The sequence below is a fragment of the Pollutimonas sp. M17 genome (genome assembly GCF_025836975.1).
Classification (GTDB): Bacteria; Pseudomonadota; Gammaproteobacteria; order Burkholderiales; family Burkholderiaceae_B.
The window spans coordinates 897127-919195 of the sequence record NZ_CP107548.1; the positions used below are offsets into that span (position 1 = coordinate 897127).

The window sequence follows — 22069 nt, forward strand, 5'->3', positions numbered from 1 at the left end:
CCGGGCAAAGTCCTGTTAAACTCTTAGTCGGCGGGCCCCTTCGCATGGTTCGGCGGTGAATCTGGTCAGGTCGGGAACGAAGCAGCCACAGCCGTGCGGAATCAGTGCCGAAGTCAGGCTCGCCCTTCACACTCTTCGCATTTCCCCAAATACCCCAAGCAGCGTCGAATCCGGTACACTTTTTGTTTATCTTTCGATAGCTTCCGGTTTCAAGTTCATTGCATGACTTATCTGGTACTGGCGCGTAAATGGCGGCCACGTTCGTTCGACACCCTTATCGGCCAGGATCACGTGGTTCGTGCCTTGACGCATGCGCTTTCCACGCAGCGGCTGCACCATGCCTGGCTGTTCACGGGCACCAGAGGGGTGGGCAAGACCACGCTGTCGCGCATCCTTGCCAAGTCGCTGAACTGCGAAACCGGCATCACGGCCACGCCCTGCGGCGTTTGCCGCGCCTGCACCGAGATCGATGCCGGCCGCTTCGTCGACTATGTCGAACTCGACGCCGCGTCCAACCGGGGCGTCGAGGAAATGACGCAGTTGCTGGAGCAGGCGGTGTATGCGCCGGGCAGCGGACGCTTCAAGGTCTACATGATCGACGAAGTCCATATGCTGACGGGGCATGCGTTCAACGCCATGCTGAAAACGCTCGAAGAGCCGCCGCCCCACGTCAAATTCATACTGGCGACCACCGACCCCCAGAAGATTCCCGTTACCGTTCTGTCGCGCTGCCTGCAGTTCAACCTGAAGCAGATGACCGGCGAGTCCATCGTCGGGCACCTGAAGAGCGTGCTCGACCAGGAAAGCATACCGTTCGAGACTCCCGCCCTGCGCCTGCTCGCGCAGGCCGCCTCGGGCTCCATGCGCGATGCGCTGTCATTGACCGACCAGGCCATCGCCTATAGCGCGGGCAACCTTACCGGCGAGGCGGTGCAAGGCATGCTGGGCACCATCGACCAGCGCCATCTGGTCGAGCTGTTGCAGGCCCTGGCGGACGGCAGCGCCGCAAAGGTGCTGGACGTTGCCAACGAACTGGCGGCGCGCGGCCTGTCTTATACCGGCGCCTTGGGCGACCTGGCCGTATTGCTGTCGCGCATTGCCATCCAGCAGCGCATCCCGGGCACGATACCCGACGACGATCCCCTGGCCGAAGACATCGTCCGGCTGGCCGGCGCGCTGCATCCCGATCAGGCCCAGCTTTTCTATTCCGTGGCGGTGCATAGCCGCCAGGAGCTTTCCCTGGCGCCCGATGAATATGCCGGTTTCGTCATGGCCTGCCTGCGCATGCTGGCGCTGGCTCCCGCCAATGCGTCGGCGCCGCCGCCTGGCGATGGGCGCGCCCGTGCCGAACCGCCCCAGGTGGAAACCGGAACCCGGCCCCAGACGGAACCCAAGGCGGCGCCCGAGCCATCGCCGGCGGCAAGCGCCGGCCCGGCTGCTCCCATCGTTCAGCAGCAGCCTCCCGCCGCGGCGTTGCGCAACGATGCGCCGGTCGCCCGCGTCCAGGCGCCGGCCCCCATGGATCCGGCCTTGGCCGCCGCGGCCGCGCGGAAGGCTTCCCCTCCTGGAAGCGACGATGTTCCCGCCTGGGAAGACGCTCCGCAATCCGCCGGCGACGCGCAGCCGCCGGCCGGGCATGCGGACGAGCAGGGCGCGGTGGCTGCCCCGGCGCCGATCGCGGCTCGCGCAGCCGAGCCCCCCGGTGCACCGGACGACGATGCGGGCGGCTTCGAAACCATGCATATTCCCGACGAGGAATATTTCGACGATGCGGGCTACGAGCCCGTGGGCCTGGGCGATCCCGACGAGGCGCCGGACGGCTTCGTGCCGGCGCAAGGCCCGCAAGAAGACATGGTGCCGGCCCTGTTCGCCGCCGAGCGCAAGAAAGCCAAGGCGCCCCGCTTGCGCGACATGGACGCCCAGGCATGGCCCGCGCTGGCCGCCTCGCTGCCCCTGACCGGGCTGGCCGCCGAACTGGCGCGCCAAAGCGAGTGGCTGGGTTCGCAGGGCGATCAGGTCACCTTGCGCGTGGCCATACGTACGCTGGCCGAAAGCCCCGGAAAATCGCGGCTGTGCACGGTGCTGTCGGAATATTTCGGCGCCGTGGTCCAGCTCGATGTCGAATACGGGGCCACCGGCGATGAAACCGCGCATGCCCACGAACAGTTGCAGAGGGCCGAGCGGCAGAAGCAGGCCGAGCAGGCCGTCGCCAACGACCCCTTCGTGCAAACCCTCGTCAACGAATTCGGCGCCCAGGTGGTGCCGGGCTCCATCAGCGCCACGCCCCGGCATCGGGCCGCGTAGGCTTTTTTCTTCTTTGTTTCTATCTCTCAGGAAAACCAATCATGATGAAAGGTCAGATCGCCGGTTTGATGCGCCAGGCCCAGCAAATGCAGGAAAACATGAAAAAGGCGCAGGAAGCCCTGGCGGAGATCATCGTCGAAGGCGCTTCCGGAGGCGGCCTGGTCAAGGTCTCCATGAGCTGTCGGCATGACGTGAAGCGCGTTGCCATCGACCCCAGCTTGCTGGCGGACGATAAGGACATGCTCGAAGACCTCGTGGCGGCGGCGTTCAACGACGCATTGCGCAAAGCCGATGCCACTTCGCAAGAGAAAATGTCGTCCGTGACGGCCGGCATGCCCTTGCCGCCTGGAATGAAACTGCCGTTCTGATGCAAGCGCCGCTGCCCGAGCCCGAACCGCTCACCACGCTCATCGAGGCCTTGCGCCGTTTGCCCGGCGTGGGGCTGCGTTCGGCCAGGCGCATGGCTTACCACCTGATGCAGCACGACCTGACCGCCGCCGATCAGCTGAGCCGCGCGCTCGCCTCGGCCGTGAAGGACCTGCGCCATTGCACGCGCTGCAACGGCTTTGCCGAAGAGGAAGTCTGCGCCACCTGCGCCAACCCCAAGCGCGACGGCTCGGTGCTTTGCGTGGTCGAAACGCCCGCCGACCAGAACATGATCGAGTCCAGCCACGGCTATCGCGGCCTGTACTACGTGCTGATGGGGCGCCTGGCGCCGCTCGAGGGGGTGGGGCCGCAGGAGCTGCGCTTCGACCGCCTGGTGAAGCGGGCCAGCGACGGCGTGGTGCGTGAAGTCATACTGGCCACCAACTTCACGGCCGAAGGCGAAACCACGGCGCACTACCTGTCGGAACTGCTGCGCGCCCAGGGCCTGTCGGTCAGCCGTCTGGCGCGCGGCGTGCCCGCCGGCAGCGAACTGGAGTACGTCGATGCCGGAACCATCGCCTGGGCCCTGATGGAGCGGCGCAGCACCTGATTCGACGATCGGCATGGTGCAACTCCCGATAAGCAGGTGCAATATTCTCGGGTAATATCGGGAAATAATTTTTTTCCAGGAGACTTTCCATGTCCGTATCACGTCGTGATTTGCTCAAATTGGCCGGCGCAGCCGGTGCCGCAACCGTGGTTCCCGGCGCAGCCCGCGCCCAGGCGCTTGAAAAGAAAGAAGTAACCATCGCCGTCGGCGGCCAGGCCCTCATCTATTACCTGCCCCTGTCCATTGCCCATATCAAGGGCTACTTCAAGGACGAAGGCCTGGATGCCAAGATCGTCGATTTCGCGGGCGGCTCCAAGGCCTTGCAGGCCGTGGTCGGGGGCAGCGCCGACGTCGTCTCCGGCGCCTTCGAGCACACGATCAACCTGCAATCCAAGGGCCAGGCCTATCGCGCCTTTGCGCAGCAGGGCCAGGCGCCCATGATCGTTCTGGTGGTCTCCAAGAGAACCATGGCCGGCTACAAGTCGCCGGCCGACCTCAAGGGCAAGAAAATCGGCGTCACGGCGCCCGGCTCGTCCACCAACATGATGGCCAGCTTCTTCCTGGCCCAGCATGGCCTGAAACCCACCGATGTATCCTTTGTCGGGGTGGGAGCCGGCGCGGGCGCCATCACCGCCATGCGCACCGGCCAGATCGACGCCATGGCCAATCTGGATCCCGTCATCAGCACCCTGGTCAAGGAAGACGCCGTCCAGATCATCGCCGACACGCGCACCCTTAAGGACACCCACCAGATTTTCGGCGGCAACATGCCGTCGGGCTGCCTGTACACCTCGCAGGAATTCATCGACAAGAATCCCAACACCACCCAGGCGCTGGCCAACGCCATCGTGCGCGCCGACAAATGGATACAGGCCGCCAGCCCGGATGAAATCGCCAAGGTCGTGCCCGAGGGCTATCTGCTGGGCGATCCCGAGCTGTACAAGCTTGCCTTGAAGGGCAACAAGGAAGCCCTGTCGCCGGACGGCACCGTGGCGGATGACGGCCCGCAAACGGCGCTCAAGGCGCTGGCGGCCTTCGTACCCAACTTCCCCGCCGACAAGATCGACGTGTCCAAGATCTGGACCAACGATTTCGTTGCCAAAGCCAATAAAAAATATCCCCATGCTTGATGCCGCACTGCTGCTTGAAAACATTACCTGCACCTTCGCCTCGAACGAGGGGGCGGGTAAAAGCTATACGGCTGTAAAAGAGGCCTCCATCGCCATCGCCCCGGGCGAATTCGTTTCGGTGGTGGGGCCCACCGGCTGCGGCAAGTCCACCCTGCTCAATGTCGGGGCGGGCCTGCTGCAGCCTTCATCGGGCCAGGTCAAGGTTTTCGGCAAGCCTTTGCACGGCGTGAACCATCGCGCCGGCTACATGTTCCAGGGCGAAGCCCTCATGCCCTGGCGCAGCGCCTTGTCCAACGTAACCGCGGGGCTCGAATTCGCGGGCATGCCGGCGGATCAGGCCAGGGCGCAAGGGCTGGAGTGGCTGAAGCGGGTGGGGCTGGGCGGTTTCGAGAACCGCTATCCGCACCAGATGTCCGGCGGCATGCGCAAGCGCGCCATGCTTGCGCAAACGCTCATACGCGATCCCGACATCATCCTCATGGACGAACCCTTCTCGGCGCTCGACGTCCAGACGCGTCAGCTCATGGAAAACGAAGTCCTCGATCTGTGGATGGCCAAGCGCAAGGCCGTGCTGTTCATCACGCACGATCTGGATGAAGCCATCGCCATGAGCGACCGCGTGGTCGTTCTGTCGGCCGGACCCGCCACCCATCCCATCGGCGAGTTCGATATCGATATACCGCGGCCGCGGGACGTTGCCGAGGTGCGCAGCAACACGCGGTTCATCGAACTGCACAAGGCTATCTGGGATGTGTTGCGTGAAGAAGTGCTAAAGGGCTATGCCCAACAGAAACGGGCCTGAGATGTCGAAGTCATTCAAATCCAATTCCTTGCGCCTGCGGTTCTGGCAGGTGCTGCTCCTGGTCATCGTCCTGGTCGCCTGGCACCTGGCCTCGCAAGACCGGAACTTCGCCTTCTTCTTCGGGCAGCCGGTCGAAGTGGCCAAAGTCATCTGGGCCTGGTTCGTGACCAACGCCGACATCTACCGGCATCTGGGCGTGACGCTGACCGAGACCGTGCTGGCTTTCGTCATCGGCACGGTCGCGGGCCTGGGCTTCGGCCTTTGGCTGGGCCTGTCGCGCGGCGCCAGTGCGCTGCTCGACCCCTACATCACCGCCGCCAACTCCATGCCGCGCGTCATCCTGGCGCCGATATTCGGCATGTGGTTCGGCCTGGGCATCTGGTCCAAGGTGGCGCTGGCCGTGACTCTGGTGTTTTTCATCGTTTTCTTCAACGTCTACCAAGGCGTGCGCGAGGTCAGCACCACCTTGCTGGACAACGCCCGCATGCTGGGCGCCAATCGCAAGCAACTGCTGCGTCATGTGTATATTCCCTCGGCCACCAGCTGGGTGTTTTCCAGCCTGCACACGTCGGTCGGCCTGGCTTTCGTGGGTGCGGTGGTGGGCGAATACCTGGGTTCCGCGAGCGGCGTGGGCTACCTTATCCTGCAGGCCGAAGGCACCCTGGATGTGAACACCGTGTTCGCGGGCATTGTCGTGCTGACGCTTTTCGCCTTGTTGCTGGACGCCCTGGTCACCGTGGTGGAGGAACGCCTGCTGGCCTGGAAGCCCAAGGCGGGCGAAACCGAAAAGCTGTAGATTGCCATGAATCGGCCGATACGCTTCCTCCGTGGCGACTCCTTTCCGAATTGCGCACACCGGCCGGGTTTCGCGATCGGGATGGCCTGAATGCCTGGAAACAGCGGCGATTACCGCGAAATCTTCCTGCGCGATGCGCCGCTGCTGGATGTGCGCGCCCCGGTCGAGTTTTCCAAGGGCGCGTTTCCGCAAGCGCTGAACCGGCCCCTGATGGACGACGACGAACGCGCCAGGGTCGGCACTTGCTACACGCAAAAGGGCAGCCAGGCTGCCATCGACCTGGGGCACCGCCTGGTGTCGGGAGCGGTCAAGGCCGAACGCATCCAGGCTTGGGCGGATTTCGCCCGGGCTCATCCCGATGGCTACCTGTACTGCTTCCGGGGCGGCTTGCGTTCGCAAATCAGCCAGCAGTGGCTCAAGGAAGAGGCCGGGATCGACTACCCGCGCATCGACGGCGGATACAAGGCCATGCGCGGTTTTCTGCTTCAGACCACCGAGGCGGCGGTGTCGGAATGCGGCTTCATCCTGCTGGGCGGGCTGACCGGCGTGGGCAAGACCGAACTTCTGGCTCGACTGGACAATGGCATCGATCTGGAGCACCACGCGCGGCATCGGGGGTCGAGCTTCGGTCGGCACGCAAGGCCGCAGCCGGCGCAGATCGATTTCGAGAATGTGCTGGCCATCGACCTGCTGAAGAAACGTTCCCTAGGTGTGCAGCGGTTCGTCCTGGAAGAGGAGAGCCGCATGGTGGGAAGCTGTTCGCTGCCGCTTGCGCTGTATCGGAAGATGCCCGAGTGGCCGCTGGTCTGGCTGGAAGACAGCCTTGAGGGGCGCGTCCAGCGCATCCTGGGTGATTACGTCGTCGACCTATGCGCGCAGTTCGTTGCGCTGCATGGCCAAGAGGACGGCTTCGAGGCATTTGCGGAGCGGCTGCGGCACTGCCTGTCCAAGATAGTCAGGCGCCTGGGATGGGAACGCTATCGGCGGCTGTCGGCCATCATGGACGCCGCCTTGGCGGAGCAGCGGCGCAGCGGGTCGGTCGATGCGCATCGCGGCTGGATAGAAGGTCTGCTGAGCGAATACTACGATCCCATGTATGCCTACCAGCGAGAAAAGCATGCGGAGCGCATCGTATTCACGGGCGGCCGGCTTGCCGTGCTGGACTACCTGCGCCATCGCAGCCAGCCGGCGTGATGGCTGCGCGGGGTCATCTCCGGGCGGGTTGGCATGGAAAGTGCCGGGAGGCGTGAAATGGAAAAAATCCGGATCGATAAATGGCTTTGGGCCGCGCGTTTCTACAAGACACGCAGCCTGGCGGCGGATGAAATCATCAAGGGCAGGGTGCAGGTGAACGGGCAGCAGGCCAAGCCGGCGCGCGAGATCGCGGTGGGCGACCTGGTCAGCGTCCGCAAGGGGGATCCGGCCACCCTGGTGCGCGTGTGCGGGCTGAGCAGCGTGCGCGGACCCGCCACCGTGGCCAGCCGCCTGTACGAGGAAACGCCTGAAAGCGTTGCGGCGCGTGAACAGGCCGCCGAAATGAGGCGGCTTGCGCCCGAGCCCGCCCACGATATGGCCGCTCGGCGGCCCACGAAGCGCGATCGGCGGCGGATCGACCTGATGCGTGGAAAATAGAAAGGGGGGGAACCTTTCATCGCGATGAAACCATCCCGGTTTATGATCGTGTACGCGGTGTTCCCTTGGTCCGAGCCGCCCTGGGCCTGCTGTTTGCCCTGTGAATATTCGAATCGGCAGCACGCCGGCACCGACAATCCATTTTTTTAAGCAGAGCATTCATGCCCGAATCCGCCGACGCCCATCTGATCGAAACCTTGCTTGAAAGCCAGCGCCTGTTCGACGGGAGCTTCCTGAAGGCCCGGCGCGATACCGTCCGCCTGCCGGACGGAAACAGCGCCAGCCGCGAATACATCGTGCACCCCGGCGCGGTCGTCATCATCCCCTTGCTGGACGACGATCACGTGCTGGTGGAGCGCCAATTCCGCTATCCGGTCGACCGGGTCATGACGGAGTTTCCCGCAGGCAAGCTGGACCCGGGCGAGGACCCGTTGCTATGCGCGAAGCGCGAACTGCTGGAGGAAACCGGCTTCAGCGGCGGGGAGTGGGCCTATGCAGGCGCCATGCACCTGGCCATCGCCTATTCCACCGAAGTCATCCATATCTTCTTCGCCCGCAATCTGATTTCCGGGCCGCCGCAGCTGGATGCCGACGAATTTCTGGAAGTGCGCGCCATGCCTGTGCAGGCGCTGTTCGACGCTTGCCGCGAGGGCGGCATTACCGATGCCAAGACGCTAAGCTGCACGTTGTGGCTGCAAAACGTCCGCACGGGCGCCTGGCCTCTGGACTGGAAGGCTTGATCGGAGGCCTCGGGCGATCCCAATCTTCGCCCCTCCAGGCTCGGCGCCGGCGCCGCTTATTTCATTTTGTCCAGGGCGGTTTCCAGGCTTGCCACCGTGCGGTCGATATTGTGCAGCTTGTCCAGGCCGAACAGTCCGATACGGAAAGTCTTGAAGCCTTGCGGCTCGTCGCATTGCAGCGGCACGCCGGCCGCGGCCTGCAGGCCGGCCTGGGCGAATTTCCTGGCCGAGTGAATGCCGTCGTCGTCGGTGTAGCTGACCACTACGCCGGGCGCCTCGAAGCCCTTTGCGGCCACGCTCTTGTAGCCTTTGCCGCGCAGCAGCGCGCGTACCTTGTCGCCCAGCTCCTGCTGCTCGGCGCGCACCTTGTCAAAGCCGTAGGTCTCGGTCTCGGCCATGACGTCGCGCAAGACCTTCAATGAATCGGTCGGCATGGTGGCATGGTAGGCAAAGCCGCCTTGCTCGTAGGATTCCATGATCTGCAGCCATTTGCGCAGGTCGCAGGCGAAGCTGGTGCTGGTGGTGCCTTCGATTTGCTTTCGGGCCGACTCGCCCAGCATGACCAGGGCGCAGCATGCCGAGGACGTCCAGCCCTTTTGGGGAGCGCTGATCAGCACGTCGACGCCCACGGCCCGCATGTCGACCCAGATCGTGCCCGAGGCGATGCAATCCAGGACGAACAGCCCGCCCTCGTCGTGTATCGCCGCCGCGACCTGTCGCATGTAGTCATCGGGCAGCATGATGCCCGATGCGGTCTCGACGTGCGCGGCAAGCACCAGGTCGGGCTTGTATTCCTTGATGGCGGCCACGACTTCCTCGATGGCCGGGGGTGCGTAAGCGGCCTGGGCGCCCTCGGCCACCGGGGACGCCTTCAGGACACGGGTTTCGGCCGGGATGTTGCCCATGTCGAAGATCTGGCTCCAGCGGAAGCTGAACCAGCCATTGCGGATCACCAGGCATTTCTTGCCGCTTGCAAACTGGCGCGCGACCGCTTCCATGCCGAAGGTGCCGCTGCCGGGCACGACGATGGCCGATTCGGCTTTGTAGACCTGTTTCAGGCTGCGGGAAATGTCTTTCATCACTCCCTGGAAGGAGCCCGACATGTGGTTCAGGGCGCGGTCGGTGTAAACCACCGAGTATTCAAGCAATCCATCGGGGTCGACGTCGGGCAGCAGGCCAGGCATGGTGTTCTCCAAGAATAGCGCAAGGACCGATCGGACCCGGTGCGCGGGACAAGGAGATCGCCGATCTCCCGCGGGGCAATACCACTTCGTGATAGCCGGTCGATTTTAGACTGATAGTCACGCCAAGGTAAGCCCATGCGGAATCCATCCGGGAATGGCTGTTTTCCGGGCCAGCCGGCCTGGTTCAGGCGGTGAAGCCGCCGTCGATCGACAGGCTCGCGCCCGTCACCATGCCTGCCTCGGGGCCGGCCAGGTAGGCCACCATGCCTGCGATTTCTTCAGGCTGGGCATGCCTTTCCAACGCCATTAGCCCGTGCATGTCGGCGGCCATGGGGCCATCCTCGGGATTCATGTCCGTGGCGGTCGGGCCGGGCTGCACATTGTTGACGGTAATGCCGCGCGGCCCCAGGTCGCGCGCCAGGCCCCGGGTCAGGCCCGCCACCGCCGCCTTGCTCATGGCATAGGCCGAACCGCCGGCCCAGGGCATGCGGTCCGCATTGACGCTGCCGATGGTAACGATGCGCCCGCCTTCATCCATATGCCGCGCCGCGGCCTGTACGGCTATGAAGACAGCGCGTACGTTGACAGCCAGGGTACGGTCGAAATCCTCCAGAGCGAAAGAGTCCAGGTCGCCCATCAAGGCCACACCGGCGTTATTGACCAGCACGTCCAGGCGGCCGAACGAGGCGGCGGCTTCATCGATGGCGGCCGACAGCGCGGCGGCGTCGGCGCTGTCGGCCTGGATCGCCAGCGCCCGGCCGCCCGCGGTCTGGATCTCGGCGGCGAGCGCGTCCGCCGTGCTTGCCGACGAAGTGTAGGTGAAGGCCACTGCCGCGCCGTCGCGGGCCAGGCGTCGGACAATGGCCGCGCCTATGCCCCGGGCGCCGCCGGTGACGAAGGCGGCTTTTCCGGCGAGAAGAGGGGAGGCGGAGGAAGTTGCATTGCTGTTCATGATGGCTGCTCCAGAAAGATGAAATGGAAAAGAAACACGGGCAGTGTCCGCTTTCCACTGCGTGTCCGGTAGCCATGAATGGGATGGATTAATTTCAACTATTGGTTGAAAATAGCGAAATGCAGCCGCTCAGCCATCTGGAGTGTTTCGTTAAATCCGCCGAGAACGGCAGCTTCTCGGCGGCTGCCCGCTTGCTGGGCCTGACGCCGGCGGCCGTCAGCAAGAATGTCGCCCGCTTGGAAGCCTCGCTGGGCATGCGCCTGTTCCAGCGCAGCACCCGGAAACTGGCGCTCACCGAAGGCGGCGAACGCTTGCTGCAGCAGATTGCCGGCGCACTTGCCACGCTTTCCGACGCGGTCGATCACGCTTCAACGCAAGACAAACAGCCCGCCGGCACCTTGCGTGTCAGCATGGGCCCGGCTTTCGGGCGCGCTTATCTGCTTCCGATGCTGGGCGAGTTCTTGAGGCGCTATCCGGCCATCGTGCCTGATTGGCGTTTCGAGAACAGGCAGGCCGACCTGATCGGCGAGGGCTTCGACGCAGGGATAGGCGGCGGATTGAGCCTGAAGCCGGGCATGGTTGCGCGCGAGCTCGGCCGCGTTCATATCGTGGCCGTCGCGTCGCCATCGTACATCGCGGGAAAGCCCGATCCGCGCACTCCGCCGGACCTTGCAGCGCTTGACGGAATCTTGCGGCGCTCCCTCCATAATGGACGCACCAATCACTATTCCTTGCGCAACGCCGCCGGCGAGACCGCGATTGCAGACCTTGTTCCGCGTCTCGTCTTCGACGATCCCGAGGCAATGTGCCAAGCGGCCATGATGGGCCTGGGCGTTGCCCTGCTGCCCATGCCGTTCGCCGCGCCCTGGCTGCGCAGCGGCGCATTGCTGCGCGTGCTTCCCGGCTGGTGGGCCGACGCCGGACCGATCTCCTTGTACTATCCCGCGAAAAAGCTTCTGCCGGCGCGGACCAGGGTGTTCGTGGATTTCGTCATCGAGCAGTTCCAGGAACGTGGATTCGCCCGATTGGTGCGCGGCGACGGCGGGCCAGCGGTTCGATAGCGCCGCGCTTGCCATGGCCGGCACCGTTTCAACGACATCGAATCCTTCTCGAAAGGCCTGGAGCGCCATGCCGCCGTGCTGCCGGGCGAAACGGCGAGGGGCCCGCTTCCGTTTTTGCCGAATGAAGCCCCGCCTGTTCAAAACAGCTGCAATTGCCGCGTTTCGACGGATGGGCGGCGGAACAGGGATGTATCCAGAACGGGCCGTACCCGGTTCAGGCCCGCTTTCGCACAGGCTTTCCTGAAGCGCTGCTCGAGAAGTTCCGCAAAAATGCCGGCGCCTTGCATTCGTGTCCTGAAATCGGAATCGTAAACGCGGCCGCCGCGCATCTGCTTGAGCAGGTTCATGACATGGGCTTCCTTCAAGGGATGATGGGCAGCCAGCCATTCCTGGAAGAGAGCGGCGATTTCCAGCGGCAGCCGCAGCAGGACGTAGGCGGCACTCATGGCGCCGGCGTCCTTGGCGCTGAACAGGACTTTTTCCATGTCATGGTCGGTCAGCGCGGGAATGACGGGGGCCACGATGACGCCGCTTGGCACGCCCGCCCCGCTCAGCCTGCGCAGGGCTTCCAGGCGTGCGCCGGGGGTGCTGGCGCGCGGTTCCAGCGTTCGGGCGATATCGCGGTCCAGCGTGCCGATGGACATGAACACCCGGACCAGCTTCCTTTCGGCCATACGGGCAAGCAGGTCGATGTCCCGCGTGATGGACGCGGACTTGGTCGTAATGGCGACGGGGTGATTGAACTCATCCAGCACATCCAGAATCGAGGCCGTTATCCGCAGCCGACGTTCCACGGGCTGATAGGGGTCGGTGTTGGCGCCCAGCGCGATCAGCTTCGGCGTATACGACGGGCTGGACAAGGCTTTGCGCAGCAGCTCGGCCGCATTGGTCTTGGCATAGAGCTTCGTTTCGAAATCCAGGCCGGGCGAATGATTCAGGTAGGCGTGGGTCGGCCGAGCATAGCAATAGATGCATCCATGCTCGCAGCCCCTGTAGGGATTGATGGACCGGTCGAAGGGAATGTCGGGCGACTCGTTGCGGGAAATGATGGATTTGGCCGTCTCGACGGTCACGGTCGTGGCGGGCCGGAGGGTGTCGTCCGGCTGGCTCGTGGTCCATTCATCGTCGAACGATATGCGTTGGAACTCTTCGAATCGTGACGTCCTGTTCGACACGCTTCCCCGGCCCTTGATGGGTGTATCGCGCATGGTTTGGCCCCGCTATATACTGTATAAATAAACAGTATATAGCGGACGTGCCGCGGCCTGCTCAGGGCGCGAACTGGAATCGTTCGAAGGCGTCCAGTTTTTCTTCGATCAGGCGCTTATGCGCGGATGCCCGGCCCCGGCCCACCCAGGTCCATGCCTGCAGCAGCAGTTCGCGGCGGGCGCGATCCGCCTTCAGGTCCAGAACCGCCACGATTTCGTCATCGATCAGCACCGGCAGGCCCATATAGCCGTAAATGCGCTTCTCTTTGGGCACATAGGCTTCAAAAAGATGCTCGTAGCCGAAGAACATTTTCAGCCGCTTGCGCTGGATGACCAATGGATCGAACGGCGAAAGAATATGCACGCCTGCCGCTTCCGGCGGGATATCGGCCACTGTTTCGGGAAGCGACCAGTGCTCGACCTTGCCGGCGCCGTCTATCGCCACGGGAACCAGCTTCCCTTGTTTCACCCGTTTCTCGATGGCCAGGCGAAGCAGAGACTTGCGCCACGCGTTCAGATGGCAGGCGGAGTCCAGGCTGACCAGGCCTTGCGACCGCAGCGCCCGGTCGAGCAGGTAGTCGATGACCTGTTTCTCGCTGGCCTTCCTGGGCGGTCTGTCCCATTGAAAATGCCGGTCCATGAGCTCATAGGTCTTCAACATGCCGGTACGTTCGCTGACCGTCAGTTTGCCGATGTGAAAAGCCAGCTGCAATGCCCGTTTGGAAGGCTTGCGGCTGGCCCAGGCATGATCTTTTTCCACCAATTCGTCATCATCGATATCGCGTATCGATAATGCTCCGTTGTCGCGAACGCGAGCGATCACTCTGCGAAGGTCGCTTTCCGTCACGGAACTGAACCAGCTTCGCGGCGACAGGCGTTGCCGTTGCATGTCGCCCATGAAGAATCGTAGATCGTTCACTGGAATGTACGATAAAGCATGAGTCCAGTATTCGAACACCGTTCTGTCCACGCTTTGCGCCTGCCGCAAATGATCGCGCCGGTAATCGGGAATGCGTGTCCAAAGGATGTGATGGTGACAGCGCTCGATGACGTTGATGGTGTCGATCTGCACATAGCCCAGGTGCTGGACTGCCGCGGGCGTGGCTTGGGGCCCGCCGCCGAATGGGGCGTCGGTATTCAGTCTTTGGGCGCGCAGCCATAGGCGGCGGGCCTGCGGCTGGCTTATATCGCACCGCATGCTTGCTTAATGTCCCGGACGAAAGCGGTTCAAAACGTCACTTTGACTGAGGGGGCGCTGCGCTGAGCCGGGCCATGAAATACCGCTTCGATATTGTTGCCGTCGGGGTCGATCACAAAAGCGGCGTAATAGTCCGGATGGTATTCACGCAATCCCGGGGCGCCGTTATCTTTGCCGCCGTGATCCAGCGCCGCCTTGTAAAAGGCGGCGACCATGGCCTGGTCGCTTGCCTGGAATGCCAGGTGAACGGGACCGGTCAGCCGGCCCTGAGCAGCCGGGCTATCGGCGCTGGAGACCACCAGTTCGTCGGCCCAGAAAAAGCCGTCGCCCATGCCGCCTATGGGTATGCCCAGCGTATCGAAGATGGCGGAATAGAAGGCCTGGCTGGCGTTCAAGTCGCGTACCACCAATTGGATGTGGTCGATCAATCGACCGCGATGCAGCTCATTTATTTCCATTGCTTCTCCGGTTCAGCTATTTGCCGTTGCCTGCACACTGCTTTTACTTTTGCCGGGCCTGCGCGATGAGCGTATCCAGCTTGATGCCGTCGGCCGTGAACACCCGTATGCCTTCGGCCAGCTTTTCAGTGGCCATGGCGTCCTGGTTCAGTTCGGTCCGGAAGGCGACTTCGTTGCTGGCCACCCATTCGGGCGCGGTTTTCCGGGCTTCCTGCGGGTCCAGAGCCTTTTCCAGCGGCTCGGTGCTTTGCGACAGCTGATTCAGCAGCTCGGGGCTGATGGTCAGCAGGTCGCAGCCCGCCAGCGCGCGTATCTGCCCGATGTTGCGGAAGCTGGCACCCATGATTTCAGTGGGAATGTCGTAGGCCTTGTAGTAGTCGTAGATGCGCTTTACCGACAGCACGCCGGGATCGGAGGAGCCGGCATTGGCGGCTTCGTCCCACTGGGCGCCCGCCGCCTTCTTGTGCCAATCGTAGATGCGGCCCACGAAGGGCGATATCAGCTGCACCTTGGCCTGGGCGCAGGCCAGCGCCTGGGGCAGGGCGAACAGCAGCGTCATATTGCAGCGTATGCCCTCGGCCTGCAGCGCCTTGGCGGCCTGGATGCCTTCCCAGGTGGATGCCAGCTTGATGAGCACGCGTTCGCGCTCGATGCCGGCGCGCCGGTACATGCCGATGATCTGGCGGGCGCGCTCGATGCTGGCCTGAGTGTCGAAGGACAGCCGGGCGTCGACTTCCGTCGAGACCCGGCCGGGAATGATGCCGAGGATTTCCTTTCCGAAAGCGACGAGCAGCTGGTCGGCCAGTTCGGCGCTGGAGGCGCCGGCATGGTCGGCGATCGTTTTTTCCAGCAGGTGCCGGTTTTCCTCGAGCTGGACTGCTTTCAGGATGAGGGAGGGGTTGGTCGTGGCATCGGTGGGGCGATGCTTGCGCATGGTATCGAAATCGCCGGTATCGGCGACGACGGTCGTAAACTGACGCAGGGAATCGAGCTGGTTGGACATGATTTTTTACACCGTTCAAAACAATACAAAGCGGGCCAGGGCCTTGGTACGGGCGTGGGCTGGCTGTAGACTAGCTATTGCAAAGCATACAGGCGCGCGGCCTGGTTTTGCATCCTAATTTATACCCATTCATTCAGACCATACCAGTCTCAAGGTATAATTAGAAGGTTTAATTACTGACTTTACAACCGGGGTTTACAGTGCTGCCGTCACTCTTTTCCGAGGGGTCTGTCCAGGCCCCCACAGCAATTCTTGCCTTGGCGGACGGTACCATCTTCAAGGGTGTCTCTATCGGCGCCGATGGTTATTGCGTCGCCGAAATCGTATTCAACACTGCCATGACGGGATACCAGGAAATCCTGACCGATCCCAGCTACAACGGGCAAATCGTTACCCTTACCTATCCTCATATCGGCAATACCGGCGTCAATGAAGAAGACGTCGAGTCCACGCAGGTGCATGCGGCCGGCCTGGTCGTGCGCGACTGCTCGCTGCGCGTCTCCAATTTCCGGGCCACGCAGTCGCTGCCCGATTACCTGAAGGCGCAGGGCATCGTGGCCATTTCGGGTGTCGACACCCGCAAGCTTACCCGCATATTGCGCGAGGGCGGGGCGCAGGGCGCCTGCATCCTGGTCGGCGACGACGCCGACCGCGCCGTGCAACTGGCCCGTGACTTCCCGGGCATGTCGGGCCAGGATCTGGCCAAGGTGGTTTCCATCAAGGCTTCGGGCGACTGGCGCGCCGGAACCTGGCAGCTGGGCAAGGGTTTTTCGCAACCCGACGGCCATACCTATCACGTCGTGGCCTACGATTACGGCATCAAGACCAACATCCTGCGCCTGCTGGCCGATCGCGGCTGCCGCATCACATTGGTGCCGGCGCAAACGCCCGTGGCCGACGTGCTGGCCCTGAAGCCCGATGGCATCTTCCTGTCGAACGGCCCGGGCGATCCCGAACCCTGCGACTACGCCATCGACACCTGCAAGGCGGCGCTCCAGCACAAAATACCCCTGTTCGGCATCTGCCTGGGGCAGCAGATTCTTGGCCTGGGCATGGGCGCCAAGACCATCAAGATGAAAACCGGCCACCATGGCGCCAACCACCCTGTGCAAGACCTGGATACAGGCCGCGTGTTCATCACCAGCCAGAATCACGGCTTCAATGTCGATCCCGATTCCCTGCCGGCCAACGCCCGAGTCACGCACGTATCGCTGTTCGACGGCACGCTGCAAGGCTTCGAGCTTACCGACAGCCCCGCATTCTGCTTCCAGGGCCACCCCGAAGCCAGCCCCGGCCCACACGATATCGTGGTGCTCTTCGATAAATTCATCAGCCTCATGGCCAATAAAAAATAATTCAGCAATATGCCAAAGCGTTCAGACATAAAAAGCATTCTCATCATTGGCGCAGGCCCGATCATCATTGGCCAGGCCTGCGAATTCGACTATTCCGGCGCACAGGCCTGCAAGGCCCTGAAGGCCGACGGCTACCGCACCATACTGGTGAACAGCAATCCGGCCACCATCATGACCGACCCGGAAACGGCCGACGTCACCTATATCGAGCCCATTACCTGGCAGGCTGTTGAAAAGATCATCGAGCGCGAAAAGCCCGATGCGCTGCTGCCCACCATGGGCGGCCAGACCGCGCTCAATTGCGCGCTCGACCTGGTCCACCAGGGCGTACTCGAAAAGCACGGGGTGGAGCTCATCGGCGCCAACGAGCATGCCATCGAAAAGGCCGAGGATCGCCAGAAATTCAAGCAGGCCATGACCCAGATCGGCCTGGAGTCCGCCAGGTCGGGCGTGGCCCATTCCATGGACGAGGCCTGGGAAGTCCAGCGCCGCATCGGCGACGAAGCCGGCACCTCGGGCTTTCCGGTCGTCATCCGGCCCAGCTTCACCATGGGCGGCACGGGCGGCGGCATCGCCTACAACAGCGAAGAATTCGAAAGCATCTGCCGGCGCGGCCTGGAAGCCTCGCCCACCAAGGAATTGCTCATCGAGGAATCCCTGCTGGGCTGGAAGGAATACGAAATGGAAGTCGTGCGCGATTGCGCCGACAACTGCATTATCGTCTGCTCGATCGAGAACCTGGATCCCATGGGCGTGCACACCGGCGACTCCATCACCGTGGCGCCGGCGCAAACCCTGACCGACAAGGAATACCAGATCATGCGCAACGCATCGATCGCGGTATTGCGCGAGATCGGCGTGGACACGGGCGGCTCCAACGTGCAGTTCGCGGTCAATCCGCAGACCGGCCGCATGATCGTCATCGAGATGAATCCCCGCGTGTCGCGCTCGTCGGCGCTGGCCTCCAAGGCCACGGGCTTTCCCATCGCCAAGGTGGCCGCGCGCCTGGCCGTGGGCTATACGCTGGACGAACTCAAGAATGAAATCACCGGCGGCGCCACGCCGGCCTCGTTCGAGCCCGCGATCGACTATGTGGTGACCAAGGTTCCCCGTTTCGCCTTCGAAAAATTCCCGCAGGCCGATTCGCGCCTGACCACGCAGATGAAATCCGTGGGCGAAGTCATGGCCATAGGCCGCACCTTCCAGGAATCCTTCCAGAAAGCCCTGCGCGGACTGGAAGTGGGCGTCGACGGCCTGAACCAGAAAACCACCGATCGCGAGAAGCTGCAGATCGAACTGGGCGAGCCCGGCCCCGAGCGCATCTGGTATGTGGGCGACGCCTTCGCCCAGGGCTTCAGCCTTGAAGAAGTCCACAGCCTGACCAGCATCGATCCCTGGTTCCTGGCCCAGATCAAGGAAATCGTCGACATCGAGCTCGCGCTCGAACAGAAGACCCTGGCCGACCTGGACTACGACACCGTCTGGCAACTGAAGCGCCGGGGTTTTTCGGATCGCCGCCTGGCCTTCCTGCTGGACACCTCCGAGGCCGAAGTGCGCAAGCTGCGCCACCAGCTCGGCGTCCGTCCGGTCTACAAGCGCGTCGACACCTGCGCGGCCGAGTTCCCCACGCGCACGGCGTACATGTATTCCACTTATGAAGACGAATGCGAGGCCGCGCCCACCGATCGCAAGAAAATCATCGTGCTCGGCGGCGGCCCCAACCGCATCGGCCAGGGCATCGAATTCGATTATTGCTGCGTGCATGCGGCGCTGGCCCTGCGCGACGATGGCTATGAAACCATCATGGTCAACTGCAATCCCGAAACGGTGTCCACCGACTACGATACCTCCGACCGCCTGTATTTCGAGCCCCTTACGCTGGAAGACGTGCTGGAGATCGTCCACAAGGAAAACCCCGTCGGCATGATCGTGCAGTACGGCGGCCAGACCCCGCTGAAGCTGGCGCGCGCCCTGGAGGCCAATGGCGTGCCCATCATCGGCACCAGCCCCGAATCCATCGACGTGGCCGAAGACCGCGAGCGCTTCCAGAAGCTGCTGAACAAGCTGGGCCTGCGCCAGCCGCCCAACCGCACGGCCCGCACCGAAGGCGAGGCCCTGGCGCACGCCGCCGAGATCGGCTACCCCCTGGTGGTTCGCCCCAGCTACGTGCTGGGCGGCCGCGCCATGGAGATCGTGCACGAGCAGCAGGACCTCGAGCGCTATATGCGCGAGGCCGTCAAGGTCAGCAACGATTCCCCGGTGCTGCTGGACCACTTCCTGAACAACGCGATCGAGGTCGACGTTGACTGCCTGGCCGACGGCGAAACCGTCTTCATCGGCGGCGTCATGGAGCACATCGAGCAGGCGGGCGTCCATTCCGGCGATTCGGCATGCAGCCTGCCGCCGTATTCCCTGTCGGCCGAGATCATCGCCGAGATCAAGCGCCAGACTTCGCTGATGGCGCGTGCGCTCAACGTGAAGGGCCTGATGAACGTACAGTTCGCCATCCAGGACGGCGATGTCTACGTGCTCGAGGTCAACCCGCGCGCCTCGCGCACGGTGCCCTACGTATCCAAGGCGACCGGGCTGCAACTGGCCAAGATCGCCGCGCGCGCCATGGCGGGCAAGACGCTGGCCGAGCAGGGCATACACAAGGAAGTCGTCCCCTCCTACTACTCGGTGAAGGAGGCGGTATTCCCCTTCGTCAAGTTCCCGGGCGTGGACACCATCCTGGGGCCGGAAATGAAATCCACCGGCGAAGTCATGGGCGTGGGCCAGAGCTTCGGCGAGGCCTTCGTCAAGTCGCAACTGGCGGCCAGCGTGCTGCTGCCTGAATCCGGCACGGCCTTCATCAGCGTGCGCGCCCAGGACAAGCCGCGCGCCGTCGAGGTTGCCCGGGGCCTGAGCGCGCTGGGCTTCAGGATCGTCGCCACGCGCGGCACGGCGGCGGCCATCGAGGCGGCCGGGCTCGAGGTCCAGGTCGTCAACAAGGTCACCGAAGGGCGTCCGCACATCGTCGACATGATCAAGAACGGCGAAATCGCGCTGGTCATCAACACGGTCGAAGAGCGGCGCAACGCCATTGCCGATTCGCGCATGATACGCACCAATGCACTGGCGGCCCGGGTTACCTTCTTCACCACCATAGCGGGCGCGCACGCGGCCGTCGAGGGCCTGCAATACATGCGCCAGGGCGACGGCCTGAAGGTGTATTCCCTGCAAGACCTGCACGCATCCCTGCCGGCGCAATAACGGCGCCGCGTCGATGAAGCGTGTATTCATCACCGGGGCGAGCAGCGGCATAGGCGCCGCTCTCGCCCTGTTTTATGCGCGCCGGGGTTGCCAGATCGGCTTGCTGGGGCGGCGCCTGGACGCTCTGCGGGCCTTGCGGGACCAATTGCCGGGCGATGGCCATGAAATCCATGTGGCCGACGTGCGCGACCGTGCGGCCCTGCATGCCGCCGCATCCGACTTCCTGCAAGGCGGGCCCGTCGATATCGTGATTGCCAGCGCCGGCATCAGCGCCGGAACATTGACGGAAGAGCTGGACGACTTCGATGTGTTCGAGTCCATCGTCGCAACCAACCTGACGGCCACAGTAGCCACCTTCGAGCCCTTCATCGCCTCGATGAAAGAGCGTGGGCATGGCCGCCTGGTCGGCATCGCCAGCGTGGCCGCGGTGCGGGGCCTGCCGGGCGCGGGCGCCTACAGCGCCTCGAAGGCGGCGGTCCGCACGTACTGCGAAAGCCTGCGCGTGGAACTGAGCCGCAGCGGCGTCAGGGTGGTGACGATAGCGCCCGGCTTCATCCGGACTCCCATGACGGCGCACAACCCCTACAAAATGCCTTTTCTAATGCCGGTGGACCGGTTTGCGGAAAAAGCGGTTGCGGCCATCGACAAAGGCGTGTCGTACAAGGTGATTCCCTGGCAAATGGCCTGGGTGGCCCGCTTGCTGCGCCTGGTGCCCGACCGGCTTTACGACCATTTCTCCTTCCGGCGCAAGCGCAAGCCCAGGCTGCATGAGTAGCCAGGTTTTTTGTCTAGGGCTGTGCCGTTGCGTTGAAATCGGCGTCTCCATCGACATAGAACCACAGGCCGTCTTCGCGGACGAAGCGGCTGCGTTCATGCAGACGGCGAGCCTTGCCGGCTTCCCGATAGCGCGCCGTAAAGACGACCTCGGCTCTTGAGGCGTCCAGTGGGGTGTGGCTTTCCACCTTCAATCCCAGCCAGCGTATGCCGTGCGCTTCGCCCGGCGGCGGCAGGTCCAGACTGGCCGGCCGGGTCGAGGGATGCCAGCTTGCCAGCAGATAGGCTTCCCGGCCCAGCGCATAGGCGGTGTAGCGGGACCGCATCAGGCGCTCGGCGTCGGGCGCGGGCGCATGGCCGTCTATAAAGGGCTGGCAGCAGGCGGAATAGGGAAGGCCAGGCGCCTGGCCGCCGCAAGGGCAGGTAGCAGCCGTGCCAGGCTTGCCGTGCTTCACGAAAGACCCCGCTTCCTGTTTTCCCCGACGCTAGATGACATCGTCCAGCGCCGCCAGGTCCAGGTGTTCGGTTTGCCCCCAGGCATGCATGCGCCAGCGTTTGTCGCCGTCGATGGCGAACTGGTTGATGCTGGCGTTCAGGATGGGGTCCGGCCGGACGGCATCCAGCGCCAGGCCGTTGGCCAGGCGCCAGGCGATGTCGATGACGCCTCCGTGCGAGAACACCATGATGTTCTTGCCCTGATGATCCTGGGCCAGGGTCTCGAAGGCCTGGGCAATGCGCGAGGAAAAAACCTTCAGGGATTCGCCCTGTTCTATCGACTGGTCGGGATCGCGGAAATTCACGCGGGGGCCGCCTTCCTGCTCGCCGTTCAGCAGCGCCCAGTCCCGCCCTTCGTAGATGCCGTAGCAGCGTTCGCGCAGGCCCGCGTGGCGCTCTATGGGCAGGCCGAAATGGCCGGCCGCGCTGCATGCGGTTTCGTAGGCCCGCCCAAGGTCGCTGGCGACCACCAGGTCGATCTTCTGGCCGAAAGCCGGCGACCGCAGGTAATCGCCCAGCTGCCTGGCCTGCTGGATGCCGACGGCGCTGAGCGGAATATCCAGCCAGCCCTGAAGCCGCCTGTCCGCATTCCATTGGGTCTCGCCGTGGCGTATCAGCCAGAATCGGGTGGTATTCACGTCATGCACTCGCTTGATAAGGTAAAGAGGGGTCGTTGCCGATACGACAGTATATTAAGTGTTGCAGTTCGATGCCCCGCGCCCGTACACTCTCGCCTCAGTAAAACAACA

At 63.5% G+C, this 22069-nt stretch carries 21 protein-coding genes and 1 other RNA gene; 14 read left to right on the forward strand and 8 right to left on the reverse strand.

The annotated features are described in order from the left end of the window. The first annotated feature begins 29 nt into the window (after positions 1-29). From ffs to OEG81_RS04355, 10 genes are all read left to right on the forward strand, one after another. Positions 30-127: signal recognition particle sRNA small type (gene ffs / locus OEG81_RS04310), an RNA gene on the forward strand. A 95-nt stretch (positions 128-222) separates the two neighbouring features. Further along, positions 223-2304, forward strand: coding sequence for a DNA polymerase III subunit gamma/tau (locus tag OEG81_RS04315; RefSeq protein ID WP_264131490.1), 2082 nt, complete (start codon positions 223-225; stop codon positions 2302-2304). Between the two features lie 41 nt (positions 2305-2345). Further along, entirely contained in the window at positions 2346-2672 is a 327-nt protein-coding gene (locus OEG81_RS04320; RefSeq protein WP_264131491.1) for a YbaB/EbfC family nucleoid-associated protein, read from the forward strand. Beyond that, entirely contained in the window at positions 2672-3280 is a 609-nt protein-coding gene (recR, locus tag OEG81_RS04325) for a recombination mediator RecR (protein ID WP_264131492.1), read from the forward strand. The genes OEG81_RS04320 and recR overlap by 1 nt, the downstream gene beginning before the upstream one ends. 89 nt (positions 3281-3369) lie before the next feature. Then, positions 3370-4410, forward strand: a complete 1041-nt coding sequence (locus tag OEG81_RS04330) for an ABC transporter substrate-binding protein (protein ID WP_264131493.1) — start codon at positions 3370-3372, stop codon at positions 4408-4410. Then, positions 4403-5212, forward strand: a complete 810-nt coding sequence (locus tag OEG81_RS04335; RefSeq protein ID WP_264131494.1) for an ABC transporter ATP-binding protein — start codon at positions 4403-4405, stop codon at positions 5210-5212. Before OEG81_RS04330 ends, OEG81_RS04335 begins: the two co-directional genes overlap by 8 nt. A gap of 1 nt (position 5213) precedes the next feature. After that, on the forward strand, positions 5214-6008 hold the full coding sequence (locus tag OEG81_RS04340; RefSeq protein ID WP_264131495.1) for an ABC transporter permease: 795 nt from the start codon (positions 5214-5216) through the stop codon (positions 6006-6008). 90 nt (positions 6009-6098) lie between these two features. Beyond that, on the forward strand, positions 6099-7202 hold the full coding sequence (mnmH, locus tag OEG81_RS04345) for a tRNA 2-selenouridine(34) synthase MnmH (protein WP_264131496.1): 1104 nt from the start codon (positions 6099-6101) through the stop codon (positions 7200-7202). 57 nt (positions 7203-7259) lie between these two features. After that, on the forward strand, positions 7260-7640 hold the full coding sequence (locus tag OEG81_RS04350; protein WP_264131497.1) for an RNA-binding S4 domain-containing protein: 381 nt from the start codon (positions 7260-7262) through the stop codon (positions 7638-7640). A 161-nt stretch (positions 7641-7801) separates the two neighbouring features. Continuing rightward, entirely contained in the window at positions 7802-8380 is a 579-nt protein-coding gene (locus tag OEG81_RS04355; protein ID WP_264131498.1) for an NUDIX domain-containing protein, read from the forward strand. A 56-nt stretch (positions 8381-8436) separates the two neighbouring features. Here OEG81_RS04355 and OEG81_RS04360 read toward each other — a convergent pair whose 3' ends face one another. After that, entirely contained in the window at positions 8437-9564 is a 1128-nt protein-coding gene (locus OEG81_RS04360; RefSeq protein WP_264131499.1) for an aminotransferase class V-fold PLP-dependent enzyme, read from the reverse strand. Between the two features lie 184 nt (positions 9565-9748). Next, the gene (locus tag OEG81_RS04365) at positions 9749-10516 is read right to left on the reverse strand and encodes an SDR family oxidoreductase (protein ID WP_264131500.1); all 768 of its coding nucleotides are present in this window, start codon (positions 10514-10516) and stop codon (positions 9749-9751) included. A 119-nt stretch (positions 10517-10635) separates the two neighbouring features. Here OEG81_RS04365 and OEG81_RS04370 point away from each other — a divergent pair, with 119 nt between their 5' ends. Continuing rightward, on the forward strand, positions 10636-11577 hold the full coding sequence (locus OEG81_RS04370; RefSeq protein WP_264131501.1) for a LysR family transcriptional regulator: 942 nt from the start codon (positions 10636-10638) through the stop codon (positions 11575-11577). A 137-nt stretch (positions 11578-11714) separates the two neighbouring features. On the opposite strand, the gene OEG81_RS04375 is transcribed toward OEG81_RS04370, so the two are convergent. The 4 genes from OEG81_RS04375 to tal all read right to left on the reverse strand — a co-directional run bounded on the left by OEG81_RS04375 (position 11715) and on the right by tal (position 15444). After that, entirely contained in the window at positions 11715-12785 is a 1071-nt protein-coding gene (locus OEG81_RS04375) for a PA0069 family radical SAM protein (RefSeq protein WP_264131502.1), read from the reverse strand. Positions 12786-12846: 61 nt separating this feature from the next. Beyond that, the gene (locus tag OEG81_RS04380; protein WP_264131503.1) at positions 12847-13983 is read right to left on the reverse strand and encodes a winged helix-turn-helix domain-containing protein; all 1137 of its coding nucleotides are present in this window, start codon (positions 13981-13983) and stop codon (positions 12847-12849) included. A gap of 29 nt (positions 13984-14012) precedes the next feature. Continuing rightward, positions 14013-14441, reverse strand: a complete 429-nt coding sequence (locus OEG81_RS04385) for a VOC family protein (RefSeq protein WP_264131504.1) — start codon at positions 14439-14441, stop codon at positions 14013-14015. Positions 14442-14484: 43 nt separating this feature from the next. Further along, positions 14485-15444 (reverse strand): transaldolase, encoded by a 960-nt coding sequence (gene tal, locus OEG81_RS04390; protein WP_264131505.1) that lies wholly within the window; start codon positions 15442-15444, stop codon positions 14485-14487. Positions 15445-15644: 200 nt separating this feature from the next. Here tal and carA point away from each other — a divergent pair, with 200 nt between their 5' ends. Genes carA through OEG81_RS04405 form a run of 3 tightly spaced genes read left to right on the forward strand, consistent with a single transcriptional unit; the run spans position 15645 to position 20826 of the window. Further along, positions 15645-16799, forward strand: a complete 1155-nt coding sequence (gene carA / locus OEG81_RS04395; RefSeq protein WP_264131506.1) for a glutamine-hydrolyzing carbamoyl-phosphate synthase small subunit — start codon at positions 15645-15647, stop codon at positions 16797-16799. Between the two features lie 9 nt (positions 16800-16808). Then, the gene (carB, locus tag OEG81_RS04400) at positions 16809-20051 is read left to right on the forward strand and encodes a carbamoyl-phosphate synthase large subunit (RefSeq protein ID WP_264131507.1); all 3243 of its coding nucleotides are present in this window, start codon (positions 16809-16811) and stop codon (positions 20049-20051) included. Between the two features lie 13 nt (positions 20052-20064). Then, complete coding sequence (locus tag OEG81_RS04405; RefSeq protein WP_264131508.1) at positions 20065-20826, forward strand: SDR family oxidoreductase; 762 nt, start codon at positions 20065-20067, stop codon at positions 20824-20826. Between the two features lie 13 nt (positions 20827-20839). Here the strand turns inward: OEG81_RS04405 and OEG81_RS04410 are convergent, their stop codons facing one another. Both OEG81_RS04410 and OEG81_RS04415 read right to left on the reverse strand, forming a co-directional pair. Further along, positions 20840-21280, reverse strand: a complete 441-nt coding sequence (locus OEG81_RS04410; RefSeq protein WP_264131509.1) for a YchJ family protein — start codon at positions 21278-21280, stop codon at positions 20840-20842. Positions 21281-21310: 30 nt separating this feature from the next. Beyond that, complete coding sequence (locus OEG81_RS04415) at positions 21311-21958, reverse strand: histidine phosphatase family protein (protein WP_264131510.1); 648 nt, start codon at positions 21956-21958, stop codon at positions 21311-21313. Positions 21959-22069: the final 111 nt, after the last annotated feature.

What these genes read in the sequence shown, in the direction of transcription:
- OEG81_RS04365 (WP_264131500.1), bottom strand. Translation starts at nt 10,516, where the DNA reads ATGAACAGCAATGCAACTTCCTCCGCCTCCCCTCTTCTCGCCGGAAAA.
- carB (WP_264131507.1), top strand. Translation starts at nt 16,809, where the DNA reads ATGCCAAAGCGTTCAGACATAAAAAGCATTCTCATCATTGGCGCAGGC.
- tal (WP_264131505.1), bottom strand. Translation starts at nt 15,444, where the DNA reads ATGTCCAACCAGCTCGATTCCCTGCGTCAGTTTACGACCGTCGTCGCC.
- OEG81_RS04375 (WP_264131502.1), bottom strand. Translation starts at nt 12,785, where the DNA reads ATGCGCGATACACCCATCAAGGGCCGGGGAAGCGTGTCGAACAGGACG.
- OEG81_RS04385 (WP_264131504.1), bottom strand. Translation starts at nt 14,441, where the DNA reads ATGGAAATAAATGAGCTGCATCGCGGTCGATTGATCGACCACATCCAA.
- recR (WP_264131492.1), top strand. Translation starts at nt 2,672, where the DNA reads ATGCAAGCGCCGCTGCCCGAGCCCGAACCGCTCACCACGCTCATCGAG.
- OEG81_RS04355 (WP_264131498.1), top strand. Translation starts at nt 7,802, where the DNA reads ATGCCCGAATCCGCCGACGCCCATCTGATCGAAACCTTGCTTGAAAGC.
- OEG81_RS04315 (WP_264131490.1), top strand. Translation starts at nt 223, where the DNA reads ATGACTTATCTGGTACTGGCGCGTAAATGGCGGCCACGTTCGTTCGAC.
- OEG81_RS04380 (WP_264131503.1), bottom strand. Translation starts at nt 13,983, where the DNA reads ATGCGGTGCGATATAAGCCAGCCGCAGGCCCGCCGCCTATGGCTGCGC.
- OEG81_RS04360 (WP_264131499.1), bottom strand. Translation starts at nt 9,564, where the DNA reads ATGCCTGGCCTGCTGCCCGACGTCGACCCCGATGGATTGCTTGAATAC.
- OEG81_RS04370 (WP_264131501.1), top strand. Translation starts at nt 10,636, where the DNA reads ATGCAGCCGCTCAGCCATCTGGAGTGTTTCGTTAAATCCGCCGAGAAC.
- OEG81_RS04330 (WP_264131493.1), top strand. Translation starts at nt 3,370, where the DNA reads ATGTCCGTATCACGTCGTGATTTGCTCAAATTGGCCGGCGCAGCCGGT.
- OEG81_RS04405 (WP_264131508.1), top strand. Translation starts at nt 20,065, where the DNA reads ATGAAGCGTGTATTCATCACCGGGGCGAGCAGCGGCATAGGCGCCGCT.
- OEG81_RS04340 (WP_264131495.1), top strand. Translation starts at nt 5,214, where the DNA reads ATGTCGAAGTCATTCAAATCCAATTCCTTGCGCCTGCGGTTCTGGCAG.
- OEG81_RS04335 (WP_264131494.1), top strand. Translation starts at nt 4,403, where the DNA reads ATGCTTGATGCCGCACTGCTGCTTGAAAACATTACCTGCACCTTCGCC.
- OEG81_RS04320 (WP_264131491.1), top strand. Translation starts at nt 2,346, where the DNA reads ATGATGAAAGGTCAGATCGCCGGTTTGATGCGCCAGGCCCAGCAAATG.
- OEG81_RS04350 (WP_264131497.1), top strand. Translation starts at nt 7,260, where the DNA reads ATGGAAAAAATCCGGATCGATAAATGGCTTTGGGCCGCGCGTTTCTAC.
- mnmH (WP_264131496.1), top strand. Translation starts at nt 6,099, where the DNA reads ATGCCTGGAAACAGCGGCGATTACCGCGAAATCTTCCTGCGCGATGCG.